This is a genomic window from Dehalococcoides mccartyi 195 (assembly GCF_000011905.1).
Lineage (GTDB): Bacteria > Chloroflexota > Dehalococcoidia > Dehalococcoidales > Dehalococcoidaceae > Dehalococcoides > Dehalococcoides mccartyi.
The window spans coordinates 571,193-589,464 of record NC_002936.3 but is presented as its reverse complement, the minus strand read 5'-3'; the positions used below and the strand labels follow the sequence as shown (position 1 = coordinate 589,464).

Here is an 18,272-nt window from a genome sequence, read left to right as displayed (position 1 = left end):
ACTAAGGATAATAAAATGTCAAAGAAAGTATATGTACCCAGTGGCGCAAAGATTAAAGTTATCGGGTGCGGCGGCGCAGGCAGCAACGCTGTAACCCGTATGGTCAGGGATAATATCCAGGGGGTAGAGTTTATAGCCGTAAATACAGATGCCCAGCATCTGGCTATTACCGAAGCAGCTACCCGAATCCAGATTGGCGAACGCTGCACCCGCGGGTTGGGTGCCGGCGGTAACCACACCATGGGCAAAGCTGCTGCCGAAGAAAGCATGAGTGAGCTCAAGGAAAACGTAATAGGCGCTGATATGGTTTTTGTAACCGCCGGTATGGGTGGCGGCACAGGCACAGGCTCAGCCCCGGTGGTTGCCAAAATAGCCAAGGAATCAGGTGCCCTGACCATTGCAGTATGCACCAAGCCTTTCTGCTTTGAGGGCGCTCACCGTATGCAAACCGCCGAAGAGGGCATAAATAATATAGTAGACAGCGTGGATACGCTTATAATTATCCCCAATGACCGCCTGCTGGACATGGTTGACCAGAAAACAGGGGTTGACGGGGCTTTTAAACTGGCTGACGAAGTTCTGTGCAACGGCGTCAAAGCTATTGCCGAGGTTATCACCGTGCCGGGTATCATCAACCTGGACTTTGCAGATGTAAAAGCCGTCATGAAAGATGCCGGTCCCGCCTGGATGTCTATAGGCAAAGGTGCCGGACAAAACCGGGCTTCCGATGCCGCCAGAGCCGCCCTGGCCAGCCCCCTGCTGGATATTGCGGTGGACGGGGCTAAGGGTGTTATTTATAACGTCTGCGGCGGTGAAGACCTGTCCCTTATGGAAGTAAACTCCGCGGCTGATGTTATCCGCCAGGCGGTTGACCCTGAGGCCAATATTATCTTTGGTGTAAGCACTGACCCCCGCATGGGTAAGGAAGTACAGATAACCCTGATAGCCACCGGCTTTGCCACCAAAGAGAGCATGCTCTCCAATAACCATGAAAAAGAAATGACCCGTATGATGAAAGGTCTGCGCAGCAAGACCCAGGAAGAACTGGAAGTGCCCTCGTTTATGCGCTACCGCTCCGCTCAGCCTTCCATCCGGAAACCGGCTCCCCCCGCCCATCAGGCCCCGCCGCGTTTCTTAAGCAGATAATAACCTACATTTTTATATCTTGAAAGAGAGTGGCAGGTTGAACTCCCTCCCCTGCCACTCTCTAGACATTAAAGTCTAAAAAGCTAATGAGGGTTGACATAGATAAGGAAACGAAGATGGAACTTGACGAGTTTCTGAAACAGAGTGCCGTAGATTATACCAGCCGCCAGATAATCCTTCTTTTCAGCAAACACCCCTTTGCCCGTTTTGACCGCTCTGCCATTGCCAGCACTATAGAAGGCGGCAGCGATATCCTGCCCACCCTGCAGTCACTGGTTTCCAGCGGCATAATTAAGCTCTGCCAGAAAGGCGGGGCTGAGCTGTATTATCTGACCAGTGAACCGGAACTCAGGGAAATGGTAACCCGCCTGGGGAATATGGAATGGAAACAGCAGCAAAACTTTTCCAGACGAAAGCTAATCGGGCTGAATGTTTTTCCCCAAACCAGACCTCTGGGTACACACTAGTTTTTTTAACCAGAAAAGAAGGGCTTTATCCGGAGCGGGTACAGCCGGTTTAGTCTCTGACCGGCTCTTGCTTCTTTTTGTTTTTAAAAGCCCAAACCAAAAGGAATACAGCCGCACTAAAGAGTATGATAGTAGCCCCCGAAGCCAGGTCCAGCACATATGAAAGCCACAAACCGCCCAAACAGAAGACCATACCAAATCCAATTGAAAGCAGCATCATTTTAAAAAGGTTATCAGTAAAACGGCGGGCAACCGCTGCCGGTATAGTCAGCAAAGCTATCACCAGTATTATGCCCACTACCCGTATCAGCATCACTACTGTCAAAGCTATAAGCCCCAGCATTATTATGTATAAAAGGCCGGTAGGCATACCGCTGACACGGCAAAACTCTTCGTCAAAAGATATACCCAGAAACTCTTTATAAAAAAGCCAGACCACCCCTATTATCAGGGCATCCAGCACCAGCATAAGCAGCAAATCTGAAGACGGCACTGTCAGAATATTGCCGAAAAGATAACTGAATAAGTCCGGGGCATAACCGGGTGTCAGCCCTATAAAAATAACACCCAGAGCCATACCCAAAGACCAGAGCATACCGATAACCGTATCTTCACTTATACGTCCCCGGCGGGTAATGGCACCCATGCCGGCCGCGGCCAGCAGACTGAATACCAATGCCCCAAGCACAGGGCTGATACCCAGCAGATATCCCAACCCTATTCCCCCGAATGAAGCATGGGCAATACCGCCGCTTATAGATACCAGTTTTTTTACTACTACATAACTGCCAATAATCCCGCAGCCTATGGCCGCCAGCAGACCAGCCCAAATAGCATTCTGGATAAAACCATACCCCAAAGCCTCTATCATACGTGTTCCTTCAGCACCCGGTGGGGCACCTGCCCGTGCGCAATAAGCTGGATTGGGCAGTTATAGGTTTCAGACAAAGCTTCTGCGGTCAGCCCTTCCTCGGCATGGTGATACGACAAATGCTTGTTTAAACAGGCTATATCATCTATACATACTGCTACCGCACTGATATCATGGGTAACCATAATAATGGTCATCTCTTTTTTTAATGTTTCCAAAAGTTCATACAGCCCGGTTTGCATGGCGGCATCTACCCCGGCAGTCGGTTCATCCAGGATAAGCAGTTTCGGCTGATTAACCAACGCCCGCGCAATAAATACCCTCTTTTGCTGACCGCCTGAAAGCTGGCCAATCTGTCTGTGAGCAAACGGCAGCATACCCACTTTATCCAGATACTCCTTAGCCAAGGCCACATCCCCACTGGAGTAGCGGCGGGCTAAACCCCTTTTGGCATACCTGCCCATCAGCACCACTTCCAAAACACTTATGGGAAAGTCACGGTCAAAAAGGTGATATTGGGAAACATAGCCAATCTCTGGCCGGGCATCTTCGGGGCTTTTACCCAAAACCTTGATACTGCCGCAGTCAGGCTGAATAAGACCCAAAATCAGCTTTAGGAGGGTAGTTTTTCCCCCGCCATTCGGGCCTATAATCCCCAGCATCCGTCCTGCAGGCTGGGAAAAAGTAATATCTTCCAGTACTGTAAGGCCGTCAAAACCGGCACTAACTCCCCTAAACACCAGGGCTGGCGTGTCAGACATTTTCAGCTCATAACCTCTTGCATTTGCTTGTAAACAAATTCCATATTCTTTATGTAATCTTGGGCCAGCGGGTCTATCATTATCACCTGCCCGCCTATTTCAGAGGCAATTGACTCTGCACTCCGGCTGGAAAATTGGGGGGAAGCAAAGACAATGCTGATATTATTTTGTATAGCCAAATCTATTATTTCTATCATCTGCTGGGGGGTGGGTTCTTTGCCTTCTATTTCAATGGAAAGTTCTTTCAGATTATAGTCTCTGGCAAAATAAGCCCAGGCAGGATGAAAAACCAGAAAGGTACGGTTATGCAGGTGGCTGAGAGCCAGGGTTATTTCATTATCCAACTGCTCAAGCTTTGCTAAATAAGCATCCCGGTTGGCTACATAATAGCTCTTGTTTTCCGGGTCCAGGCTCATCAGCCCCGTAGTGATATTTTTGACCATCTGGATAGCATTACGCGGTGAAAGCCAGATATGCGGGTCTGCCCCGTCACCTTCCGAACTGCTTTCCAGTGTAATATTTACCGAACTATCTACCATCAGCATAGAGTGGTTTAAAGCCAATATTTTTGAAATCCAGGTTTGCTCAAAACCAAAATCAGAGCCCAGCTTCACGTACATATCTGCCTGGCTTATATCTACCATTTGGGAAGGAAGCGGCTGGTAGGTATGCGGCTCCGCCCCGGGAGGAACCATAAGAATTACTTCAGCCTTATCCCCGGCAATTTGCTGGGTAAATTCTTTCAGGGGCACTATACTGACTGCAATTTTGAGCTTGGCAGCAGAAGATGAATCTTCCTGACAACCCGCCAGCAGTAAACTGCTAAGCAGGGTAACGCCTAAAGCCAAACTCAAAAATAATGTCCTTAATTTCATACTTTCCCCGCCTCTTTCTGACAATTCCGGCAACGCCCGATAAACTCCAGCAAATGGGCATCTATAGCAAACCCGGTCTGCCGGGACAAATTTTCCGTAATCTCTTTAAGCCCGCACCCCTCCACGTGAATAACCTGACCGCAACCGGAACAAATCAAATGGTGGTGATGGGAATCAATACGCCTAAGCAGATAGCGGTGGCAATTACCGGCGGTATGCAGCTCGCAAACAAGCCCCAGTTCGGACAAAAGCTGGAGAGAACGGTAGACAGTTGCCATACCGGTTGAAGGTTTAGCCGCCTGCACCAGTTCATGCACTTCTGACGGGCTTAGCGGCTGGGTAGCAGCAGACAATACCTTTAAAACAGCCTGCCGCTGGGGCGTAATCTTGTATTTATTCTGGCGGATACGGCTCTGAATAGTTGGCACTGTAATCCTTCTAATTGATAGGTTTTCTCAATTATAGCTTCGGCTTTTTCAAATAGCAAGAATCACGGGGGTTAATTATCCCTTAAAATAAAAAGCCTCCCGGAGGAGGCCTTTATATAACATTTTATTTAACCTAAGGCAGGCAGTTTGCCGCAGTCAGACTGTGGCGGGCCAGAGCAGTGTCAAGTATTTTTAACACCAACTCAGCATGACTGATACCCAGTTTAGATGCCATAATCGGCAAATCTCCGCTGACAGGGTTCAGACCGGGCAAAGGGTTTACTTCCAGAAAATAAGGTATGCCGTCAGGGCTGACCCTGAAATCCATACGGCACAGGTCACGGCAGCCCAGCACCTTATACGCATCCAGCGTAGCCTTTTCAATGCGGGATAAAGTCTCAGCAGGCAAAGCCGCCGGTACCTCATACTCCACCATCTGCCGCCAGTTGCGTTTCACCTCTACAGAGTAGACAAAATAATCAGTTTTGGTTTTGGGGACAACCCGCATGATACCCAAAACTTTGGGCTGTATATTACCGATAACCCCTACCGTAATCTCTTCGCCGCTTATAAATTCTTCTATCAAAACAGGCTGCTCATAGGCAGTAAGCAGCTCTGCCGCCATGCTTACTATTTCTTTGGCACTTCCGGCGCGTGAAGCAAACCTGACACCCTTGCTAGAACCCTCACAGGCAGGCTTAAGAAAAGCCGGCAAGGGGAACCCTGACCAGTCTATAGCCGAAAGCTCTTCGCAGCTGGTGACTAACTGCCACCGGGCAGTTTTTATACCGGCATCAGCTACCAGTTTCTTAGTCAGGGGTTTATCCAGACAGACCGCCAGTGTCTGCGGATCTGAGCCGGTGTACGGTATATCTAACATCTCTAAAATACCGGGAATTTGAGCCTCACGGCTGCGGTAATTGCCCAAACCCTCCGCAATATTGAAAACCAGGTCAAGTTTTTGTTCCTGTACCCTGCGTAAAAACTCTTTTCCCCCACCCAAGCGGTAAACCGTATGCCCGGCCTGGGTTAAAGCATTAGTGATAGCTTCAACCGTCTCCGGTGAGTCATATTCTTCCAGCGCATCATCAGGGCCGCCGCTAACCGGATTTAACGCCTGTTTAAGATCGTATGACAGCCCTATCTGCATCTGTTTCTCTCTTTATTTTAGCGGCATTATTAAGTAAATCTGTCCGGCCGGTATTGCTGTAAACTTTGGGGTCACCCGGATTTTTAAAACGGATTATATCACCCTTGTAATTACGGATTATATATTCGTCAGCCTGTTTATCCAGCACGTAGTCCGGCTGAATAGTTATTTTGCCGCCGCCACCCGGTAAGTCTATAACGTAATTCGGCACAGCCAAACCGGAGGTATAACCGCGCAAGCCCTCAATAATCCCCACCCCGGTTTCAATGGGGGTATGGAAATGCTCTGTACCCTGCACATTGTCACACTGGAAAAGGTAGTAAGGGCGCACTTTGCTCATTAAAAGCTTGTGGCAAAGGGATTTCTGCACAGACACACTGTCATTTATGCCTTTTAAAAGTACCGACTGGTTATTTACAGGTACGCCCGCCCTGACCAGACGGTCACAGGCCTGACGGGATTCTTCGGTAATTTCATTAGGGTGGTTATAATGGGTATTAAGCCAGATAGGACCGTACTTGGAAAGCATATTGCATAGTTCATCATCTATCCGCTGGGGTAAGACCACAGGATAGCGGGTACCTATACGGATAATTTCCACATGGGGTATTGAACGCAGAGCCGAAAGAACACTTTCCAAGCGGGGTGTAGACAGGGTTAAGGGGTCACCGCCGGAGATAATTACGTCCCGGATAACCTGATGCTGGCGTATATATGCCAGCATGGCATCTATCTCTGCCTGGGTATGCACCCAACCGCCGTTTTTCCATTCCCTTTTACGGGTGCAGTGGCGGCACAGTACCGGGCATATATCAGTCAGCACCATGACCACCCTGTCAGGATAACGGTGTACCAGCCCAGGCACTACCGAACTATGAGCCTCTTCCAAAGGGTCAGAACAGCAGCGGGTATCAAAATTAAGTTCAGCTGTATCCGGCATAAGCTGACACTTTACCGGGTCATTTACATTGTCAAAATCTACCAGACTGAGGTAATAAGGGGTGGCGGAAAGGGGGAAAACCGCAGAAACGGCCTCCATATCCCTGTATTCTTCTGCAGACAAATGAAAAAACCTTGCTATTTCTGTTACAGAAGTAACACGGTTTTTAAACTGCCAGTGCCAGTCATTCCAGTTCTGGTCACTTACTTTGGGGAAATATTTAAGTCTAAATCTTTTTGTTTGGCCAAGCCTACTGGGAGGCTCATCGTCTACCTTGCCATAAGTTTCGACTGCACCTGCGCCGAGAGGGTCATCTGATTGTGTGTTTTTATTTTCTTCGGTAGTGGTCACGTTAGGCCTGAAGCCTCCTTAAGAATTTATGGCGTTTACTCACAATTACGTATAATTGTGAGTAATATTCTACACGAAACATAGCTACTGTCAAGGAAGCCCAAACGTGGGTCAGGGGAAGGCAAAAAATATTTTTTATGAACTAACGGCGGTTCCGGATAGCCCACCACATAAATATTATAATAGCCACCAGCCCCACACCGACCCCGACTACCAAACCCAGATTTTGAACCAGAGAAGTCCTGGTAAAAGTACCTGTTTCAGACCAGGCACTTGCATTACCGGCACCGTCAACCGCCTGAACCCGCCAGTAAAAAGTGTCCGCCGAAGAATTATTTATGTCCTGGTTATCGGCCAGAATATACTGGCTGGTTTTTATATCTTTCAGCTCAAAGAGGATATTGCCGAACCCGCTGTCAGAGGCTACTTGCAAAGTATAGGTAACACCGCTTGAATCACTCACCCCTGCCCAGCCGAAAGTAAAGGGGTCATCAAGTGCCTCACCCGAAACAGGTATTGTTATATCAGGTGCAGGCGGCGGCGTATTTTCCAGCCAGATTTCACGCACTATCCGGTTCTGCCCGTCATCCAGTATCAGGCTGTGGCTGGCAGATGCACTTGAAGGAATAACTATCTGGGCAAAGAAGGTGCCCTTATCATCTACACTTACCTTTAATAAAGAAACACCATCATACTGCAAATCTACCTGGCCGTTAGGTTTAAAACCTTTGCCGGAAATATTCAGTTGCGTTCCAACATCAATTAATTTACCCAGACCTATTTCCGGGTTAATATCCAGCCAGACATTGGCCTTGAGACTCTGGCTGTTTATATAATCACCCTGGCGTACTTCCACCAGATAAACTCCGGCAAAACGCTCCGGAACAGCAAAACTCACGGAAAAGCTGCCTGTTATATCAGCTTTAACATTAGCCGGAATTACTTCCAGCGGGGTGTTATTGTAATAAAAATTTACCGAGGCTAAAGGAGTAAAACCTGTACCGTTTATATTAACAGTCTCGCCAATGGCGGCCTCAGATTTTGACAGGTCAATCCAGCTTTCAATCAGAACTAGCCCGCTGCCCGTATTATAATCAGCATCCAGCGCCTTTATAAGGTGTAATCCCCGCCCTGATGGCGGAACAACAAAGCTAAGGGTAAACTCCCCCAGCTGGTTGGTAGCCCCGAAGGCGACCTCTTCATCATCAAAATAGAGCTTAATATCACTCTGGCGCAGGAAATTCTGACCATATACGGTCAGCTCAGCACCTACCTTGAGAATAATATCAGAAAAAGACAACTCACCTTCCAGAGCTGCTTTGTTTACAACGGGAGAACCCAAAAACAGCACTCCGCTTATCACCAGAGTGGCTAAAAGTCTAATTATGTAGTCTTTTTTCTTTTTCATATTTTTAATGATTATATCACTTACACATGAGTATTCAACATTACCTTGATAATAGCATAAACCGGCATCTATAATGAAGCCCATGAGTGATATTGAAAACACTGAGGTTTTTGAATGCAGACGCTGCGGCAACTGCTGCTCTCACTTTCAGCCCCATTTGGAAATGGATGAGGCTCAAAGAATTGCAGGACATCTAAGTCTAAGTCTGGAAGAATTTAAGCAGAAATACGCTGATAAACGCTGGCCAGGCCAGCGCACCATGCTAATCCGCCACAATGAAAACGGCTGTATTTTCCTGGGCCGCGGCGTAGACAATTTATCCCTGTGTACCATTCATGATTTCAAACCTCAGGCCTGCCGTGACTACCAGCCCAGTCTCAAACACCGCGAATGCCGCGAAGGTTTGCAGCCTTAGTGCTTTTTGTCTTTATTTTCCCGAAGCAAAGCCTTTTTTTTGACAAAACACATGACAACTGGGCACTTCCCCTGCTATACTAAAATCAGTTATACTTGGGTATATATGAGACCTCTGCCTGCTTCTTTAACAAAGTATAGAAAAGCGTTAGGATATGCAAGACCAATATAAATCCTGCCGCACCAATGCAGAGCAAAGCGTTTTGCCCGAAAGTGCCTGCCTGGCCGAGATACTTTCCATGATAGAAAGTACCCGAACTATGGCATTTATATTTGAAACCTCCTCCCCATTCCGCTTGATTTATGCCAGTTCAAATACACCCGCTCTAAGCGGCTATTTGCCTGCTGATTATCTGTCTAACCCTGCTTTGTTAGATGAAATATTGAAACCCGCTGGTTTAAACCTTGATACCCAAACACCCAAACAATTTAAAACACCCCTGGGCCCTATACCCTGCTATATCCCCAGCAAAACTGGATTACCCCTCTCAGGTGAATTGTTATGTAAACTTTATTCGGGCAAACTAATCTGCCTTATACACTGTCACGGCCAGGTGCAGAATAACCCCAATCAACTGGCCTTTTTTGATGAAGCCCCTACCCTTATGCCGCTGATAATAGGTTTTGAACCGGACGGCAAACTATTATTTGCCAACCGGATATTTGAGGAAGCAACCGGTTATCCGGCAAGTGAAATAAGCGGTGATAAATGGCAGTCCTGCGGGCTGTTTAGTGAGGAGGCAAGGGAGCGTATTGCCCAAATGCTCCAGAACAGCCAAAATGACAGTATTCAGCCCTTTGAAATCCGCCTGATACATAAAAATGGCCAGACTTGCTGGCTTTCCGGCCACAGCCAGATAATAAACCCGGGTACTGTTTCCCCATACTTGCAGCTCTCTGCCAGAGATATCACCATCTGCAAAAAGTCTGAAAAAATGCTCCTGCTAACCAGATTTGCGGTAGAAAGGGCTACAGATGCAATATTCTGGACTGATGCCGGGGGTAAATTTGTAGATGTAAATCAATCAGCCTGTGACTCACTTGGCTACCAGCGCGAAGACCTGCTCAAATTAAAAGTTACTGATATAGATACCCTCATAACCAGCCAGACGGATTGGGAAAAACATTGGGAAAAGCTGAAAGCCCGTACTTACCTGCACTTTGAATCTGTTCACCGGAATATACAGGGCGGCAGTATTCCAGTGGAAATAACCGCCAATTATCTTCAGTACGACAAGATGGAATACAACATAGCCATAGTCCGGAATATCCGCCAGCGCAAAGAAGCCGAAAAGCATCTAAAGTTCACCTCTTTCTCAATGGAACATTCGGCAGATCTTATAATATGGGTAAATCAGAACGGCAATATCATAGGTGCCAACCGCTCAGCCTACCAGTCACTGGGCTACACCCATGACGAGCTATGCAGTTTAACCGTAGAGGATATAAACCCTGTCTGCACTCCGGAAAGGTGGAAGACCCTCTGGGGCAGACTAAAGCATGATATAAAATATGCTATGGAAACTGCCCTGATTACTAAAAACGGTCAGAAACTACCTATTGACGTGATGTGCAATTTCCTGGAGTTTGAGGGAGTTGATTATTGCTGTGCAGTAGTGAGGAATATAACCGAACGCAAGAATGTATATGCCAAGTTGCTACATGCCGCCGAGGAATGGCGAATCACCTTTGATAATATATCCGAAATAGTGTTTCTGCTGGATAATGATTTTAATATCCAGCGGGCAAACCGGGCTTTTGCCAAAGCTTTGAACTGCCAGCCGCAAGAAATCTTAAACAAGAAATGCTACGAGGTGCTGCACCACACCAATTGCCCTCAAGTAAACTGCCCCAAGTTAGTAGCTTCCGATACCCAAAAGACCCAGTATATAAATTACTTTGAAGAAACTATTGAGAAGCATTTTCAGGAAACCATTGACCCCATTCTGGATACAGACGGGCAATCTCTGGGAACTGTCCATATCCTAAAAGACCTCACTGAGCACCATAAAATGGCCGCCCAGCTGATGATAACGGATAGACTGGCTTCGGTAGGTGAAATGGCCGCCGGGCTTGCTCATGAACTTAATAACCCCCTGACCAGCGTTATAGGATTTTCCGAACTCCTTCAGGAAAAAAAACTGCCCGAAGACCTGCAGCGTGATATCCAGATAATAAGCCAGGAAGCCCTGCGGGCAGCCGAAGTAATCCGCAATCTGCTGGCATTTGCCCGCCGCCATGAACCATCTAAAGACTGGGTGGATATGAATGTGCTAATCCACAAAGTGCTTGATATCTGCAACTACGAACAAAGGGTAAACAATATTCATATAGTTACCAATCTGGATGCAGATCTGCCGGAAATAAAAGCGGACTATTTTCAGATGCAGCAGGTACTTTTGAATATAATTATAAATGCCGAATATTTCATAACCAAGGCACACGGTGAGGGTACTATAGTTATCTCCAGTTCCCGATTCGGAGATAATATCCGGATATCTATTAAGGACGATGGTCCGGGCATGTCTGAAAACGTCTTAAATCGTATATTTGACCCGTTTTTCACTACTAAAGAAGTAGGCAAAGGTACGGGGTTAGGATTATCCATCGGACATGGTATAATCACCCAGCATGGTGGTAAACTGTACGCAGAAAGTTCCGAAGGTAAGGGCGCTACCTTTTTTATAGAGCTTCCAATCAACCCGCCAGCCCAATAAACTGTCAGACATTCTAAGGGGTATGCATGACTACAAAAAATGAAACCGTTCTAACAGTGGACGACGAAGATACAATACGCCGCCTGCTTTACCAGAAACTAACCAGCGAAGGCTACAAATGCCTGACCGCCTCAAACGCCACCGAAGCTATGGAAATAATAAAGAGCCAGGATGTTTCACTGGCCATACTGGATATAAAAATGCCCGGCCTTTCCGGAATGGATATTTTCCCGGAAATCCGTACTATCTCACCTGATACCGCAGTTATAATGGCTACAGCTATAAGCGACACCGATACTGCTATAGCCTGCATGAAACTGGGTGCATATGACTATGTGACTAAACCCTTTAAACTGGATGCAGTCATGATGAGCATAGAACGGGCACTGGAAAAACGCCGCCTTGTACTGGACAACCGGGATTACCAGCAGCATCTGGAAATAAAAATCAAAGACCAGGCGGAAAAAATCCGCAGTTCTTTTTTCAACGCCATTACTTCCCTGGCTTATGCGCTTGAAGCTAAAGACAGCTATACCATAGGCCATTCACAGCGGGTAGCTGAAACCTCGGTTTCTATTGCCAGCGCTATGGAACTGCCGGTTGCTGCCATTGAGCAGATACGTCTGGCCGGGCTGGTGCATGACATTGGCAAAATAGGTATCAGAAGTGCCTGCCTGAATAAGGCCGGCAACCTGACCGAAGAGGAATACACCCATATCAAAACCCACCCCGGCATAGGTGAACGTATTCTTTCCCCTATAACCGAGGACCGCGAAATCCTGAGAATAGTCCGCCACCACCACGAACATTTCAACGGGAGCGGATATCCTGACGGACTAAAGGGCGAGGAAATACCGCTGGGCGCCAGGATAATGGCGCTGGCTGATGCCTATGACGCCATGACCTCCCTGAGGCCATACCGCAAAGCAATGACAGATAAAGAAGCCTGGGAAGAACTGAAGAGATGTTCAGGCACACAGTTTGACCCGGAGATTTTAGCTGTTTTTTCCCGTGTAAACAACAATACCTAATGGCAAGAGCAGTTATCCAGATACTGGTCTACCAGCTTGACGCCGGATTCACTGGTGCATAAAGGCTGGGCTGCCCGGCTTCCGTCACGGTAAACCGTTATCCCTTTAAGACCCTTGTCGTAGGCCAGATTAAACACATTGGCCATATCCTCACGGGTAGCTTCATGGGAGAAATTTACCGTCTTGGAAACAGCATTGTCAGTATACTTTTGGAAAGCCGCCTGAATGCGGATATGCCATTCGGGGCGAATGCGGTGAGCGGTAACCAGCAGCCGTTTCAGCCAGTCCGGCACACACTCCATATCATGCAGATGGTTTGACGAAACCAGCTTTTCAAACAGCTCTTTGGAATGAAAACCCTCACGTCTGGCCATTTCCTCAAAATAGGGGTTTATCTCCAGCAGATTTTCACCATCCAGAATATTCCTGACGAATACCATAGCGAAAGAAGGCTCTATGCCCGAAGAAACCCCGGCGATAATGGAAAGGGTGCCGGTGGGGGCTATACTGGTACAGGTGGCGTTCCTCATGGGGCGTCCGCCGGGTACGTCATAAATACTGCCCTCATAAGCAGGGAAAGAGCCTCTGGCTTCGGCCAGTTTGGACGAAGCACGGTGGGAGGTTTCCTTGATAAACTCCATTATCTGGTCAGCCTGAAATATAGCCTCTTCGGAATTATATGGTATACCCATCAAAACCAGCATATCGGCAAAGCCCATCACCCCCAAGCCTATCTTGCGGTTACGCAAGGTGGCTTTTTCAATCTCAGGGGTGGGGAATCTATTTACATCTATTACATTATCCAAAAAGCGGATAGCCATTTTGACTGTCCGTCCCAGTTTTTCATAGTCTACTACTACCCTCTCACCGTCACGCTTAAGCATACGGGGCAGGGAGATTGAACCCAGATTGCAGGATTCATACGGCAAAAGGGTCTGCTCACCACAGCCGCTCACATGCCTGATACGGCCTAATTCCGGGGTGGGGTTATCATCATTTATCCGGTCTATAAATACCAGACCGGGGTCACCTGTTTTCCAGGCCTGGTCCACAATACAGTCAAACACACAGGCGGCATTGAGCCGCTGGACTACTTCGCCGGTATGAGGGTTGATAATATCGTAATCTTCACCGCTGCGGACTTTAGTCATAAACTCTCTGGTGACCACAACCGAAATGTAGAAATTGGTCAGTGCATTAGGGTCACCCTTGCAGGATATAAACTTGAGAATATCAGGATGGGTTACGTCTAAAATAGCGGCATTACACCCGCGGCGTACCCCGCCCTGGCGCACATAATCTGCTGCTGCGGAAAATATGTTTATGACAGAAACCGGCCCTCCGGCTACTTCTGTTAATTCCCCTACTTTGTCTCCGGCAGGCCTGAGATTTGAAAAGGAAAATCCGGTACCGCCCCCGCTTTTATGAATAAGAGCTGTCTGCTTGACCGCATCAAAAATAGACTCAATAGAATCCTCTACCGGCAGTACAAAACAGGCCGAAAGCTGCCCCACCTGCCGCCCGGCATTTAACAGAGTGGGCGAATTCGGCAGAAACTCCAGGCGGGACATAGCCTGATAAAATTCATCTTCTATCCGGCTGGTATCCGCCCCTGGTGCATATTTGCATTCGGCAGATGCCACTACTCTGGCAACCCGGCGAAACATATCCTCCGGCGTTTCAATCACCCGCCCGTTGGCATCTTTCTTTAGATAACGTTTTTCTAGTACCCTCTTGGCGGTAGTAGATAAGCGTACATCTGCCAGAACTGATTGCCTGCCGAATTCTACTGTCATTTAAAAAACCTTAATGGCCTTATCACCGATTCGTTTCATATCCAGGGTAAGCACCACCACATTATTCAAATACTTACGGGCAGCCTCAGCGGCTTCTTCCACCTCTTCCTTGTTGGCCGCCCGCCAGGGGCAACCCGGAATGGGGAAATAGGCATCTATACGGAAGGACATATCTTTATCTATGCTGGCTAAAAACTGGGCTACCTTTTCTATTTCGTCTTTGGCTATATAATCAGGTATGTACACCACTTCTACGTGAAGTTTGCGGTCACCCAAAGCCGCATGTATTTTCTTCAGGTTTTCCAGGGCTGACTTGTTTGAGCGGCTGGTATAATCACGGTAAATATCTTCGGAATAAGCCTTCAGGCTGAAAATAACCTGGTCAATATCCGTAAGGTCTGGCATCCGGATGCCATTGGTTAAAAGTATGTTGTAAGAGCCATATTTTTCATGGACAGCCTTGGCAAGTTTAGGCAGCTCAGGGTCAAGCACCGCCTCCGTACCCAGAAAAACCGCATATTTTATAGTATATCCATCTATCTTTTCCATAACCTGGTCAAAAGACAGAAATTCGGTGGGAGGGGCTTGTCTTTCATGGGTAATTATTTCAGCTACCGGGTCATCCATCAGGCCAAAATCATAAACCTCATAATTGGTATAACAACCGCGGCATTTTAAATTACATTCAGTCCAAAAATGAAAATCCATTGAATGGTAACTTGGCTCATATGCCAGATGATAAACCTTCATTCAGTCCCCCAAACATGATTAGCAAGCCTGCAGAAAGGCTCGCTTTTATAAGTATAACATTGTTAAAATACCCAAACAATAATCGTCTTTAGCACTCTGGCTCTTGGTTTGCTAGAATTTATTGTACCACATGTTTTGGCTTTTGGCATCAGGTTTTTTTATTTTTTCACTAAGCATTTCGGATACTTTTTTAGATTCCCAGCAGTATCAGCCCGAAATGCATAGCCAGAGTGAGCCCGGTAGTCCACACCGCCACCCCGATTGCTATCCAGACAAACAATTTTAACCTGCCTGCATTCAGCATTACTCCCAGAAAAGCCGCTATGGGAGCGCTGGTCAGCACCGGGGATAAAAGCCCCAACCCGATAATTCCGTATTTCAGCCATACCTTGTACAGGCGGCCCGAACGAAGCCTCTCCTGCAGGGATATAATGATTTGGGCAAACAGGGCTGACAGGCTTAAAGATGCATCACCGGTACGGTTTTTATCCAGCCAGCGGTTTGAGCCTGCCCGTATCTTCTCTGAAAGAAGCAGAATCACACCAACGCCGCTTAGAGTACCGCCGCATACCAGCAGGATAACCAGAGCGGGGTTCAAACCCCAAATCAAACCAGCCGGTATTGCCAGCCAGATTTCCAGCAGCGCCAGTAAAAATACCCCTATTACTTGAAAGAACATCTACTCCCCCAACCTGCGCTTTCAGTTGTCCTGGTCTTTTGAAATCTGTTTTACATACAGCCGCGGAGAGGAGGAAATAACCTCTTTTAAAGCCAGTATCCGTTTTTTCAGTTCCTGACCGCAGGCATCTGTTTCCAGATATTCCTCAAGCAGGGTTTTATCCAAACTGGACACCTGATTCCACAATCCCAGCGGCTCCAGCAAATCACGTACAGCTTTATTGTTGTAAGCAGTCCGCAAAACTTCCTTGTAGCTAAGCGCGTGCTCACTGCCGAAGACCCTCCCCAGTGAATTAGCCCGGCAATACTCAATAATAGCCTCTTTCAGGGTGTCTATTCTGGCCTCAATTTCGCCCTTGCGGGACTGGAGTTCCACATATTCCTCAACCGCGTGGGATATATCTACGGGCGGTGCTTGGGGCAACTGGGGCGGAGGGGCGTATTTGTGGCGGTACAGCGGGCAGAGATGGGCAAAATCACACGGGCAAAAGCTGTTTTCACAGGCAGGGAAAATAGCTTTTTCTATTTTTTCAGCTACTTCCAGCACCAGATTCCGGGCATCGGCAATAACCTCTTTACTGCGGGCAGGACAACGCATGGCAGTATTGGAGCGCAGGTGATACAAACAAAGCTCACCTACCGGCAAAAACCAAATCTGTTCCACTGCCAGCTGATAAAGGCTTAACTGCAAATTGTTTTGAACATATTCGGCTGAAAATAAATCTTTATTGCTTTTATAATCTATAATACACAGTTCGCCGGAAGGGAGTTTATCCACCCGGTCAATCTTGCCGGTTAGCTTGACCCCGTCCAGATTTACAGTGTACTGGTGCTCCACCGCCAGCGGCATATGAAAATCTGCGCTATGTATCCGGTGGAAGTCTGCCAGTATTTTCCCGCCTAACTGACGGTAATTTTCTTCTGCCTCAGCAGACTCATACCCTTCAGACCGCCAGTGCAAACAGTAATACTCCATCAGGTTTTCCAGACTGGGCGGCGGGGGTACTTTTACCCGGAAAAAGTACTCCGCACAATCATGCAAAGTTGTGCCGAAACTGAAATACCCCTTTGCCGGCGGTTTTAAGCCGTCAATATATAAAAAACGATATTTCAGAGGGCAGCTTTGATACTGGTCTATCTGGCTGTAGGAAAGAGGGCGCATAAATACTCCGCCTGCAAAACTGATATAATATTAACGTACATTATAGCCTTGTTTTCAGGGCTATGGGAAGGTGTAAAACAGGCTTGGAAGATATCTCTTACCTTTTAGCCCTGGGGGGCGGTCTGGCCGCCTTTTTCTCTCCCTGTGTGCTGCCTATGATGCCTGTATATCTGGCCAGTCTGACCGGCAGAGAGATACTGGATACCCGACCGGACTTTGCCGTTTCTTTTAAAACTCTGCCGCATTCAGCCGCCTTTGTAGCCGGTTTCAGCCTTGTTTTTACCAGCCTGGGAGCATTAGCCGGACTGGGAGGCGTCATTATAAACCCAAGCGAACTCTGGATAAGAATACTTTCCGGGGGAATACTTGTCATCTTCGGCGGATATATGCTGCTTAGCCTCCGTTTCCCATCCCTCAGTTTTGAAAAACACCTGTTCGGCCAGCAAAGCCTGCGTGGTGGCAGTTATGTCCGCTCTTTTTTAAGCGGGGCTATTTTTACCCTTGCCTGGACGCCCTGCATAAGCCCTATACTGGGAAGCATACTTAGCCTTACCTTCGGAGGGGAAAGCCCGCTTTACGGTTCGGCTCTGCTGGCTGTTTTTTCACTGGGCATGGGTATACCCTTTCTTGTATTAGGTTTGCTGCTTCAAAAAACCCTGCCTCTTATCCGCAAACACAGCCGCTACTCAGGAGCTGTATACGGGATAAGTGGCGGGATACTGATAGTTATTGGTATACTTATACTGAGCAATCAAATAGGGTTTTTTAGTACTCTGCAAATTTAAAATGAAAAGAAAATTGATAACTCTCAGTTTCCTGCTCATAGGCAGCCTTTGCCTGTCCGCCTGCAATCAAGCTGCCCCCCTACCGCCGGATGACGGGGAAGCGCTAACAGGCATAAGAATAAACAACCTGGCACCTGATTTTTCCCTTAAAGACCTGACCGGGCAGGATATAAGTTTAAGCGGACTGAAGGGCTCTGGGGTAGTTCTGAACTTCTGGATGATAAGCTGCGGTTACTGCCAAGACGAGATGCCTTTCTTTGAAGCTGCCTATAATGAAAACAAGTCACTCCCCAGCGGTATCAAGGTTTTTATGGTAAACATCCGGGAAAGCCAGTCCCTGATAGAGCGGTTTATGGCAAACACAGGTTTCACCTTTCCGGTACTGCTGGATACTACCGGTGATATAGGCCAGCTTTATAATGCAAACTATATCCCCATTACTTATTTCATAAATGCCGAGGGTATAATAAAAGCCATAAAATTCGGGGGGGTTTCCAGCCAGGCAGATTTTGACAATCAGCTTAAAAAAATAACCTGAATAT

At 47.5% G+C, this 18,272-nt stretch carries 18 protein-coding genes; 7 read left to right on the top strand and 11 right to left on the bottom strand.

The annotated features are described in order from the left end of the window. The first annotated feature begins 15 nt into the window (after window positions 1–15). Both ftsZ and DET_RS03350 read left to right on the top strand, forming a co-directional pair. On the top strand, window positions 16–1,146 hold the full coding sequence (gene ftsZ / locus DET_RS03355; protein WP_010936411.1) for a cell division protein FtsZ: 1,131 nt from the start codon (window positions 16–18) through the stop codon (window positions 1,144–1,146). Window positions 1,147–1,262: 116 nt separating this feature from the next. Further along, window positions 1,263–1,613, top strand: a complete 351-nt coding sequence (locus DET_RS03350) for a hypothetical protein (RefSeq protein WP_010936410.1) — start codon at window positions 1,263–1,265, stop codon at window positions 1,611–1,613. Window positions 1,614–1,662: 49 nt separating this feature from the next. Here DET_RS03350 and DET_RS03345 read toward each other — a convergent pair whose 3' ends face one another. The 7 genes from DET_RS03345 to DET_RS03315 all read right to left on the bottom strand — a co-directional run bounded on the left by DET_RS03345 (window position 1,663) and on the right by DET_RS03315 (window position 8,397). Then, complete coding sequence (locus tag DET_RS03345) at window positions 1,663–2,484, bottom strand: metal ABC transporter permease (RefSeq protein ID WP_010936408.1); 822 nt, start codon at window positions 2,482–2,484, stop codon at window positions 1,663–1,665. Continuing rightward, window positions 2,481–3,245 carry a metal ABC transporter ATP-binding protein gene (locus tag DET_RS03340; RefSeq protein WP_010936407.1) on the bottom strand — a complete coding sequence of 255 codons (765 nt, stop codon included), beginning with the start codon at window positions 3,243–3,245 and terminating at the stop codon, window positions 2,481–2,483. Before DET_RS03340 ends, DET_RS03345 begins: the two co-directional genes overlap by 4 nt. A 2-nt stretch (window positions 3,246–3,247) precedes the next feature. Further along, entirely contained in the window at window positions 3,248–4,120 is an 873-nt protein-coding gene (locus DET_RS03335) for a metal ABC transporter solute-binding protein, Zn/Mn family (RefSeq protein ID WP_010936406.1), read from the bottom strand. After that, window positions 4,117–4,548 (bottom strand): Fur family transcriptional regulator, encoded by a 432-nt coding sequence (locus DET_RS03330; RefSeq protein ID WP_010936405.1) that lies wholly within the window; start codon window positions 4,546–4,548, stop codon window positions 4,117–4,119. Before DET_RS03330 ends, DET_RS03335 begins: the two co-directional genes overlap by 4 nt. A 133-nt stretch (window positions 4,549–4,681) precedes the next feature. Continuing rightward, window positions 4,682–5,698, bottom strand: a complete 1,017-nt coding sequence (locus DET_RS03325; protein WP_010936404.1) for a D-alanine--D-alanine ligase family protein — start codon at window positions 5,696–5,698, stop codon at window positions 4,682–4,684. Continuing rightward, on the bottom strand, window positions 5,670–6,989 hold the full coding sequence (locus DET_RS03320; protein ID WP_010936403.1) for a KamA family radical SAM protein: 1,320 nt from the start codon (window positions 6,987–6,989) through the stop codon (window positions 5,670–5,672). The genes DET_RS03325 and DET_RS03320 overlap by 29 nt, the downstream gene beginning before the upstream one ends. A gap of 142 nt (window positions 6,990–7,131) precedes the next feature. After that, entirely contained in the window at window positions 7,132–8,397 is a 1,266-nt protein-coding gene (locus tag DET_RS03315; RefSeq protein ID WP_041223446.1) for a hypothetical protein, read from the bottom strand. Window positions 8,398–8,479: 82 nt separating this feature from the next. Between DET_RS03315 and DET_RS03305 the strand changes: the two genes are divergently transcribed. The 3 genes from DET_RS03305 (at window position 8,480) to DET_RS03295 (ending at window position 12,559) form a co-directional block, all read left to right on the top strand. Then, window positions 8,480–8,812, top strand: coding sequence for a YkgJ family cysteine cluster protein (locus tag DET_RS03305; protein ID WP_010936401.1), 333 nt, complete (start codon window positions 8,480–8,482; stop codon window positions 8,810–8,812). A gap of 154 nt (window positions 8,813–8,966) precedes the next feature. Beyond that, on the top strand, window positions 8,967–11,528 hold the full coding sequence (locus DET_RS03300) for a PAS domain S-box protein (RefSeq protein ID WP_010936400.1): 2,562 nt from the start codon (window positions 8,967–8,969) through the stop codon (window positions 11,526–11,528). Window positions 11,529–11,554: 26 nt separating this feature from the next. Then, a complete protein-coding gene (locus DET_RS03295; RefSeq protein ID WP_010936399.1) occupies window positions 11,555–12,559 on the top strand; it encodes an HD domain-containing phosphohydrolase in 1,005 nt (334 codons plus the stop codon). Here DET_RS03295 and DET_RS03290 read toward each other — a convergent pair. From DET_RS03290 to DET_RS03265, 4 genes are all read right to left on the bottom strand, one after another. Then, window positions 12,556–14,355 carry an adenosylcobalamin-dependent ribonucleoside-diphosphate reductase gene (locus tag DET_RS03290; RefSeq protein ID WP_010936398.1) on the bottom strand — a complete coding sequence of 600 codons (1,800 nt, stop codon included), beginning with the start codon at window positions 14,353–14,355 and terminating at the stop codon, window positions 12,556–12,558. The two genes, DET_RS03295 and DET_RS03290, sit on opposite strands and share 4 nt — an antisense overlap. After that, a complete protein-coding gene (locus tag DET_RS03285) occupies window positions 14,356–15,105 on the bottom strand; it encodes a radical SAM protein (RefSeq protein WP_010936397.1) in 750 nt (249 codons plus the stop codon). Between the two features lie 190 nt (window positions 15,106–15,295). Then, window positions 15,296–15,784: a small multi-drug export protein gene (locus tag DET_RS03280; RefSeq protein WP_010936396.1), complete on the bottom strand. Its 489-nt coding sequence runs from the start codon at window positions 15,782–15,784 to the stop codon at window positions 15,296–15,298. Between the two features lie 21 nt (window positions 15,785–15,805). Further along, window positions 15,806–16,945, bottom strand: coding sequence for a RecB family exonuclease (locus DET_RS03265; RefSeq protein ID WP_010936395.1), 1,140 nt, complete (start codon window positions 16,943–16,945; stop codon window positions 15,806–15,808). Window positions 16,946–17,028: 83 nt separating this feature from the next. Here DET_RS03265 and DET_RS03260 point away from each other — a divergent pair, with 83 nt between their 5' ends. Continuing rightward, window positions 17,029–17,730, top strand: coding sequence for a cytochrome c biogenesis CcdA family protein (locus DET_RS03260; protein ID WP_010936394.1), 702 nt, complete (start codon window positions 17,029–17,031; stop codon window positions 17,728–17,730). Between the two features lies 1 nt (window position 17,731). Next, window positions 17,732–18,268: a peroxiredoxin family protein gene (locus DET_RS03255; protein ID WP_010936393.1), complete on the top strand. Its 537-nt coding sequence runs from the start codon at window positions 17,732–17,734 to the stop codon at window positions 18,266–18,268. The last annotated feature ends 4 nt before the right edge of the window (window positions 18,269–18,272 follow it).